This is a genomic window from Rothia sp. 11273D007AR, from assembly GCF_053547255.1.
This window is the reverse complement of sequence record NZ_JBPPWJ010000024.1, coordinates 1-8,682: the sequence shown is the minus strand read 5'-3', so window position 1 is coordinate 8,682 and position 8,682 is coordinate 1. Positions and strand designations below refer to the sequence as shown.

Genomic DNA, 8,682 nt, shown 5'->3' with positions numbered 1-8,682 from the left:
ATAAGAATGTTATTTATAACATTGGTACGCTATTGAGTTTTCAAGCAACAAACCGCATTCTCAACCCTAGCCAGATGCTGGCCGGTGTTTCGTATCGGTCATTCTCAGTTTTTGTGTTACCCGTTTGGGCAACTCATACAGTCTATAATGCTTTTTTCATCATCGCAACTCGTTAGAGCGTGACGATAACCACAAGCTCTTTTCTTTACTTCAAAGCCTTAGCTTCAAACCCGAAAACCAGTTCAATCAACTTTCCCTGGGAGTCTTTATCGACTCAACTTGTGGTGCACTATTCGATTATTTTTCACTTTCGGCCGGTTCCCCGCGCCTCAGCGACTCGTTATACTTTACGCAGGTTTTTTGAAGCATGCAACCCGAACAGGGCTCTTTTTCCCTCAAAACACCACCTAAACCCACCCAAACGAAGATGTTTCCCCTAGTAAACAGCGGGTTAAATTTTCTCAAAAATATTTTGAAAAACTTTCCTAGCCTCGCAAAACCTCACCCTGCCCTGTCTCCGGTTTCATTCGCTTTCACCGCTCTGACTAGAGTAAATAGCTAAATAGCTGTTCTTGCTGAGGCATGTCTACAAGGTAAAGGAAAAGCAGGCTCGCAGCGAGCGCGAGCCTGCTTTTCAACAACAGAACTTACTGGGCAACCTCAACAACTGCCATGTTCTTCTTGCCGCGGCGAACCACCGCGTACTTACCCAGAAGCAGATCAGACTCGGTGAGGGCGGCGTCCTCGCCCTGAACCTTGACGTTATTGATAGCTGCGCCGCCTTCCTTGAGAGTACGGCGGGCTTCTGACTTAGAAGCGGAAAGACCGGTCTCAGTCAGCACGGTCACCATGTCCAGCTGATCCCGGGTGAGAACAGCATGGGGCAGCTCAGCGGTTGCAGCCTTGAGGGTTGCCTCATCCAGGGCAGCGAAGTCGCCCTTACCGAAGAGAGCCTCAGAAGCAGCAATGACCTTCTCCGTTGCCTCAACACCGTGCACCAGTGACGTGACCTCGTAGGCCAGGGTCTTCTGAGCCAAGCGCTTGAAGGGTTCTTCTTCTACAGACTTCTGCAGGGCAGCGATCTCGTCACGGGTCTTGAACGTAAAGACCTTGAGACGGTCAGCTACGTCAGCATCGGCAGTGTTCAGCCAGAACTGGTAGAAGGCATAAGGTGAGCACATCTCGGGGTCCAGCCAGATAGCGTTGCCCTCAGACTTACCGAACTTGGTGCCATCCGAGTTCGTAATGAGCGGAGTACCCAGAGCGTGAACAGATTTGCCGGTGACCTTACGAACCAGCTCGGTGCCACTGGTCAGGTTGCCCCACTGATCGGAGCCACCGCACTGCAAGGTGACATTGTGGCGGCGGTTCAATTCGAGGAAGTCATTCCCCTGCAGAATCTGGTAGGAGAACTCGGTGTAAGAGATACCTTCTTCAGAGTTCAGACGCTTAGCTACGATCTCTTTTTTAATCATGGTGCCCACGCGGAAGTTCTTACCGATTTCACGCAGAAAATCGATAGCAGATAGCTCGCTGGTCCAGTCCAGGTTGTTAACCATCTGGGCGCCGTTCTGACCCTCAAAAGACAGGAAGCGCTCAATCTGGCCGCGCAGACGACTTACCCAGCCCTCCACCACATCGCGAGAGTTGAGGACGCGCTCAGAGGTCTGACGGGGGTCACCAATCAAACCGGTAGCACCGCCAACCAGGCCGAAGGGGTGGTGGCCAGCCAGCTGCAGGCGACGCATGAGCAGCAGCTGGACCAGGTGCCCCAGGTGCAGGGAAGCTGCGGTGGGGTCGTAACCGATATAGAAGTTCACGGTCTCTTCAGCCAGCGCCTTCTCAAGGGCTTCTTCATCGGTGCTGACGTGCACAAAGCCACGCCACTTCAATTCCTGCCAGATATTCTCGAAGGAATCATCGTTGTGCTGAGCTGCAAGAGTCTCTTCAGACACGGTTACTCCATGGTTAGTAATGAACAAAAAGCAGTGGCAAAGCCACCTCTACAAAGGTACCAGTTCACCGCCGGGACGGGCAGCGGGCACTTCCGGTGTTCTCTGATTGAGAGAAAGAGAAAGGACGCCCCTCCTCCGCTTCCCTGCCCGCGGGCAGGAGGGGGGTGGGAGCGTCCTTGCGCTACGGGATTACTTGCAGGCTACTCGGTAGGGGCGATGCCCGCGGGCAGGTCACGAGAAGCGAGCAGGTGCAGGCGCTGGGTGGGGCGGGTCATGGAGACATACAGGTCGCCCACCGAACCGTTAGCCGCACGCACCAGGTCGTTAGGCTCAACGATAATCACGGTATCGAACTCCAGGCCCTTGGCCTCCCACGGGGTCAGAATGAGTACTTGGTGCTCCAGGGCTGAGGCCGAGGTACCCAGCTTACCCTTGTGCTCGGCAGCGATCGCCAGGGCAGTCTCGCGGTAGCGCTCTTCACTGACAATCACGCCGATCAGGCCACCGGCGCCCTGCTCCAGCTCATCGCTGACGGTGCTCACCACAGCCGGGTAGAGGCCGTCCTCATCCACGATACGAGCGGTCGGTGCCCAGTTACCCTCGCGCACAGCGCGCGGGGCTGAAATCTCCAGGCCGGCAGCACGGGCAACCGCAACGGCGGCGTCCGAAATCTGGGCGGGGGTGCGGTAGTTGACGGTCAGCTCGTCCAGGGTAAAGCGCTCCCCCACGAAGGGTTCCAGAGCTTGCGCCCAGGACTGGGAAGCAGCAGCCGATGAAGCCTGCGCAATGTCGCCGACAATCGTGAAGGACTTCATGGGGCAGCGGCGCATGAGCAGGCGCCACTGCATGGGGGAAAGCTCCTGGGCCTCATCGACCACCACGTGCCCGTAGGCCCAGGTGCGGTCGGCCTGCGCGGCGCGGGCGGCGGTCATACGCTCGCCGCGTTCCTCGTTGAGTTCAGCAATCTGCTCGGCGGTGACCACACCATCGACACCCATATCGGCCAGCTGCTGATCCACGTTCTCCAGAGCCTTACGCGCATTTTCGAGGTTAGCCTGGTGGGCAGCCTCAGCGCGGGCGGCAGCCCCGGCACCGGCGACCTTGGAAAAATCACCCAGCAGCTCAGCTGCCTCATCAAGCAGGGGCACATCGGACTCGGTAAAGGGCAGGTTAGCGGCGCGGACTAGGGTATCGCGTTCGGTATCGGTCAGGACGCCGGCGGTTGCGCTCTGCAGGTACTCTGGCTTGGAAAACAGCGAGCGCACCAGGGTCTCGGGTGACAGGGGCATCCAAGCCAGGTTGATGGCCCGGCGGACGTCCAGGGACCCGCGAACGTCATCTTCCAGGTAGGGGCGGTCAACCGCGTGGCCGGCGGCGGCATCCAGCTTTTCGTTGAGCTGGACGGTGAGCTCTTTGAGGAGCACCTTCACAAAGGTTTCCCGTGCCTCATTATGGGGCTTGCCGGTTGAACGCGCCGTGTTGCGGGCATGCTTGACCATGCCGGGGGTCATCTCGATGGCGGTAGAGTCCACATACATCTTCACGGGCTTGGCCGGTACCTTCTGACGGTCGGCTACAGCCTTTTTGATAACCTCAGCCATGCGTAAATCGCCCTTGACCCTAGCAACAGCGGGGTCGGTTTCGGGTACAGCTTTGATACCGGGGTACAGGGTGGCGAGAGACGACATGACCACGCCGGTTTCACCCAGTGAAGGTAGAACACGCTCGATGTACCACATAAAGGAGGCGGAGGGGCCAACAACCAGTACACCGGCGTTATTCAGACGCTCGCGGAAGGTGTAGAGCAGGTAGGCAGCGCGGTGCAGGGCAACAGCGGTCTTACCGGTACCGGGGCCACCCTGAACGACGCGGACGCCCGCCAAATCGGCGCGGATGATGGCGTCCTGCTCTGCCTGAATTGTCGCCACGATATCGCCCATGCGGCCGGTGCGCTTGCGGTTCAGGGCCGCTAGCAGGGCACCCTCACCGTGCAGGTTCTCATCGCCGTCCTCAAGAAGGGTTGAGTCGAGCACGTCGTCTTCGAAGCCGGTGACTTCGCGGCGTTCTAGCATCAGGTGGCGGCGGCGGCGCACACCCTGCCGGTTGAAAGCGGTCGCCTGGTAGAAGGTACCCGCTTCGGGGGCGCGCCAGTCAATGAGCAGGCGCTCGTGGTCTTCGGTTGCCAGGCCGATACGGCCGATATAGCGGATAGCCTCGTCGTCAAGGTCAAGACGACCAAAAGCCAGACGGTGGTCGACAGCGTTGTACTGGGCCAGGCGGTCTTCATAGTGCTGGGCGTAGGCGTCACGTTCTGAACGGTTCTGGTGGCTGCCAACGGCCTGGTTCTTGCGGGTGCTCTTGAGCTTTTTCTCGTTAATCTCTCGGAGCTCATCGAGGCGGGCGTACAGCCTGCCCACGTAGGCTCGTTCGCCTGCCAGCTGAGCCTCGTAGGCTTTTTCAGCGGCAGTCTGCTCACCGGTTGCGGTTGTGTTCTCGGTCAAGAGGGAACCCTTCATCGCGGAAAATTCAAGCCCTCCATTCTACCCGTACACCCGAGCAAAAAGAAAGGACGCCCGCGGCAGCTCGGTGGGGCAGGGAGCCCAGACTTTCAATCGTTGCCTATCAGTAGTGGTATCTGCAGGCGGCAATCAAGATTGACGTATCTGTTATCGCATAAATGAGTCTGTGTTCGTCTGTAATCCGCCGCGACCAGAACCCTGACCAGTCGTGTTTAAGGGCCTCGGGTTTGCCGATACCTTCGTGCCCGTTGCGGGCAATATCTTTGATCAGAGTGTTAATGCGTTTGAGGACTTTGCGGTCTTGCTGCTGCCACCAGAGGTAGTCTTCCCAGGCGTTTTCATCCCACACGATTTTCATGGCTTACTCTTCGATCAGCTGGTGTTCCTCCCCCAGACCAGCTTTCAGTCGCGCGATTGAGTCAGAGATTCGACGAGCGTTCCGGGGGGAGCGCATGAGGTAGGCGGCTTCTTTGAGGGACTCGTAGTCTTCGAGCGATAGCATGACGACGGGGTCGTGCCCCACTCTCGTGATGATGACTTCTTCGCGGTCGTTGATAACAGAATCCATGACCTCTGCGTACCGAGCTCGAGATTCTGAATAGGTCATTGTTTTCATTCCACACAGCCTTTCTTGTACAACCAATTGTACGGCTGGTGGTTTTTCTTGGAAAGCTCCAGCAAATCAGTACTAATACATTTGGTGCGCCCGACAGAAACAACCTGGCATGAGATTCCGTTGAAGTTAGTAACAGCACCGCCATGAAGCGAGGCGCTTTGAGAAGTTGTCACATTGAACCACTGTAGACCGCCCCTCCACAGGTACGCTGCTACTAGAGCCAGTGCAAAATTTCCTTAGTTGGAATGAAGAAAATCAATGGCGGCTAGACCTGAAGGAATACCATTAATCTCACTAATAAATTTTCATAAAAACAGCACTTTGGAAAACACCGCATAACATCTTCATGCAATTATAAGCATTTCCAACCCAAGAACTATACCAATAAAAGGGGGGATAGCCCAAACTAGAAAATCTCCATAAAATAATTATTATATATAAATCGATTCACCCATCCCTCAAGATGAGTGAATCGACATTTTTTAAAAAATCAGCTAAGAATTGGAATTTTAATAGGGTAGGCTATTTCTTTACCACTCTTGGAAAGTTGATAGCATTTATAAATTTCAACCCATTGCCATAAAATTACAGGCAGCGCAAGAAGAGGACCAACCAATAATAAAATATTAAGCAAAAATAAAATCAAAGCAACGCATATCGTAAAATTGAAGGTATCTGCCGCGTTCTTGCGAACGGCCTGGAATTCCGGATTATTTTTATACCTCAGCCAGTATATTAGAGGGGGCAAAAACCCCAGGGCGCCCCAGGCAATTGGAGCGAGTTTTATCCTGTTAATTTTTTCTACGAGAATTTCTTCTGGTGAGATATTATTATTGACAATAGCTTCACTTGGAGGCATGTAAGGATTTTTTTGGGACCCCAAATCACCATATAGATTATTGTCATTTATATTATTATTCATATCTATCCGTAACTACTTCTTTCTTGCAGACTATCTAAGCATTAAATTTAGATACCAAGAAGTTTGCAGCCTGGGTTCCGGGAGGAAAATCGCGGCTAGGAGCAGGCGAAGGCATCCTCACCGTAGGTAGGTTTGTAGGAAGATTTTTAGGGGCGTCATCAATAAACCTGTTATAGTAATCAATAAGACTCATTCCGTTTATTTCCCGAAGATGATACCAACTTCTATGTTTAAACGACATATCAAACTGATTTTTATAGATTTGTTTAATTAAATCATAATCATTATTTATCTTTCTTGATTTCAAATTCATATAAACATCAATCAGCCAGCGACACTGTTTAATTTTCTCTTGAAATCCGGGGCCACCTGGGAAAGATGTCTCCCAGGCTCTTTTTGCCTGTCGCATAATTAGATTTTTTCGGATAATTGGATATATAATTATCAATCCAATTTCAACAACAAGCCCCAGGCCGAAATATTTAATCGGAGTAAGCCAATAGCTATCATCCACTCCAGTGAAGAATAGAATTTGAAGCTGAGACGCAAACGATGAGAAAATTAGAGGCAAACTAATTATTATTAACCAAATTAACCAATTAATTTTAATGACCAGCGGTTTTTTGCTTTTTTCCAACGCTTGAAAAAATGGTATCACCTCAGCATTTACTGCTTGTAAATCTTTTGCATATGCTGTGGAAAACTCTGCTTGAATTTTCCTAGACTGTTGGAAAATATTCTGCACTTGATCCAACCAACTAAGATACCGTTGCCCATCACTGGTATCCTTCCATACAGCAAACTGCGTCATCTGCTGATGATTTGCCATTTGCTGTTGTATTCTTGTCTGTCTTTCCAGCTCTAATTGTTGAGCTATTTGGCGCATTTGCATGTCTTCTGCAAATTGATCAAATTTACTTTTTTGAGCCATTTCTATCTATCCATATTTCGTTTTAATTGCATCTGATTTTAAACTCAATAAATTTTTCTAAATAGAACATATCCAGAAAGAATAACACTTCTACTAAATTGTTAGAAACGGATGTAAACCTTGCATTCCCATAAAATTTTGCAATTAACAGCTACATAAAAAGCTTAGGTTCCCTGAACTCAATGATGAAACCAGGAAGTCGCTTTCCGTTTTCGATTATTGCAAGAATTCGTAATCAATATCAGTAAAATACAAAATGTTCATAAGATTAAACTTTTGAGAATAAAACTAAAAACTAGAGATTTATCTCGTATACCGAATCTCCGTATACCAGGTAATCCCCTCTAAAGTAAGAATAAGAAGCCATATCTGATTTATCTACAGGCAAATCAATCACTTCACCTGTCGAGGTAATAATTACAGGCATGTACTTTACCCCTTTTTCACCAATCATATTTCCAGAATCATCAATTGCTCTACAGATAAAATCGCTTTCGGATAGTTCTTGAAAACCAGTGTTAAGTGAATATTTTGAATCAGGCTCGCAAAAATTTGAAGAACCTTCAAAAACTGAATATAGTCCTGGCTCTAGCGATTCATTTGAAAAAACTTGATTACTCTCAGTAGCAATACTGCTTACGTAGGTCTTAGTATTATCCTCGAATGCATAAGAATCAGAGGAAATCTGAATTAGCTCTTGAGTGTTTGCAACCTCAACCAGACCAGAAGAAGATAGCACGAAGCGCTCCTTTTGCATGTCTCCTGGGATATCTACAATTTTTGGTGCATTACTTTTGTTATCAAAGATAATTGCATTTCCCTGCTGGTCATCAAGGGTGTATTTAATATCCATTTGATAACTCTTGACAACTAGAGATTCTCCAGGAACGCCTGCAACCCATTTGTTCTGTGTTCCAATTTTTGAGCTGGTACTGAGGTCAGAAACGTGTCCTTTAGAATCTTGTGTTGAGCGTACGGTTGATTTTATTGGATTACCAATACGTTCACCAGTACTAATATCAATAACCTGGTAACCTTGATATATTGCCCCAGTATCGTTATATTTATCAACGGTTAAATCTTTATAACCAAACTCAATAATCGCTTTATTTCCCAAAATTTTTACACCAGTGAAGAAAACTGGATCTATTTCTTCTGATTCACTGATGGAACCAATCGATAAGTCTTGCAGTGTATCGAGATTTTTGATTCCGTATATTTTTACTGAATCATCAGAAATTGCTATAATCTCATTTCGGCTCACTTCGCTTATTCTGTAATTTCTGTCTGAAAGAGTGTATTTTTCTTTTACACCTTTAGCAATTTCCGTATCTGATACAGTGAACACTTGATTCGATGAGTCAACAGATGACGATGCTTCAGGAGCTACCGAAGCTTCCGCTGTCTTAACCTCAGATGATGCAGGCTCTGATGAGCCTTGGTTAGAACCACCACAGCCAACAAATGTAGTTGTTACAACCAAGCCAGTAGCAGCTACAGAAAGTAGTTTCTTCATGAGTCCCCCTGTGGAATCCAGCTAGATAGCTAGAGCAGTGTTTTAGTGTGACTCTTATAAGTTACCCCCCCCCCCCCCAATTTTGACAAGTATTTTTTCAGTAAAAAATCAGTGTTTCTTAGGGATAGAGACACAAACTATGTAGGGAGGGTTATTCATAAGGGGGTCAACACCCCCACCCCCCACCAACTAGACAACGGCCCCACCAGCGGCAAAAATAAAA

7 protein-coding genes are annotated in these 8,682 nt (G+C 49.4%); all 7 read right to left on the bottom strand.

Features of this window, described 5'->3' with window-relative positions; all coding sequences use genetic code 11:
- Positions 1-647: 647 nt before the first annotated feature.
- Positions 648-1,955, bottom strand: a complete 1,308-nt coding sequence (gene tyrS, locus ACED88_RS10620) for a tyrosine--tRNA ligase (RefSeq protein ID WP_449109568.1) — start codon at positions 1,953-1,955, stop codon at positions 648-650.
- 200 nt (positions 1,956-2,155) lie between these two features.
- On the bottom strand, positions 2,156-4,456 hold the full coding sequence (locus ACED88_RS10615; protein ID WP_449109567.1) for a HelD family protein: 2,301 nt from the start codon (positions 4,454-4,456) through the stop codon (positions 2,156-2,158).
- Positions 4,457-4,577: 121 nt separating this feature from the next.
- Positions 4,578-4,832: a Txe/YoeB family addiction module toxin gene (locus ACED88_RS10610; protein ID WP_237186795.1), complete on the bottom strand. Its 255-nt coding sequence runs from the start codon at positions 4,830-4,832 to the stop codon at positions 4,578-4,580.
- A gap of 3 nt (positions 4,833-4,835) precedes the next feature.
- Positions 4,836-5,081 carry a type II toxin-antitoxin system Phd/YefM family antitoxin gene (locus tag ACED88_RS10605; protein ID WP_431464976.1) on the bottom strand — a complete coding sequence of 82 codons (246 nt, stop codon included), beginning with the start codon at positions 5,079-5,081 and terminating at the stop codon, positions 4,836-4,838.
- A 499-nt stretch (positions 5,082-5,580) separates the two neighbouring features.
- Entirely contained in the window at positions 5,581-6,012 is a 432-nt protein-coding gene (locus ACED88_RS10600; protein ID WP_449109566.1) for a DUF4870 domain-containing protein, read from the bottom strand.
- Positions 6,013-6,046: 34 nt separating this feature from the next.
- On the bottom strand, positions 6,047-6,943 hold the full coding sequence (locus ACED88_RS10595) for a hypothetical protein (RefSeq protein WP_449109565.1): 897 nt from the start codon (positions 6,941-6,943) through the stop codon (positions 6,047-6,049).
- A gap of 295 nt (positions 6,944-7,238) precedes the next feature.
- Positions 7,239-8,459 (bottom strand): hypothetical protein, encoded by a 1,221-nt coding sequence (locus tag ACED88_RS10590; protein ID WP_449109564.1) that lies wholly within the window; start codon positions 8,457-8,459, stop codon positions 7,239-7,241.
- Positions 8,460-8,682 lie beyond the last annotated feature (223 nt).

Excerpts from the sequence above, each read along its gene's own strand:
- ACED88_RS10610 (WP_237186795.1), bottom strand. The coding sequence starts at position 4,832 with ATGAAAATCGTGTGGGATGAAAACGCCTGGGAAGACTACCTCTGGTGG.
- ACED88_RS10605 (WP_431464976.1), bottom strand. The coding sequence starts at position 5,081 with ATGACCTATTCAGAATCTCGAGCTCGGTACGCAGAGGTCATGGATTCT.
- ACED88_RS10600 (WP_449109566.1), bottom strand. The coding sequence starts at position 6,012 with ATGAATAATAATATAAATGACAATAATCTATATGGTGATTTGGGGTCC.
- ACED88_RS10595 (WP_449109565.1), bottom strand. The coding sequence starts at position 6,943 with ATGGCTCAAAAAAGTAAATTTGATCAATTTGCAGAAGACATGCAAATG.
- ACED88_RS10590 (WP_449109564.1), bottom strand. The coding sequence starts at position 8,459 with ATGAAGAAACTACTTTCTGTAGCTGCTACTGGCTTGGTTGTAACAACT.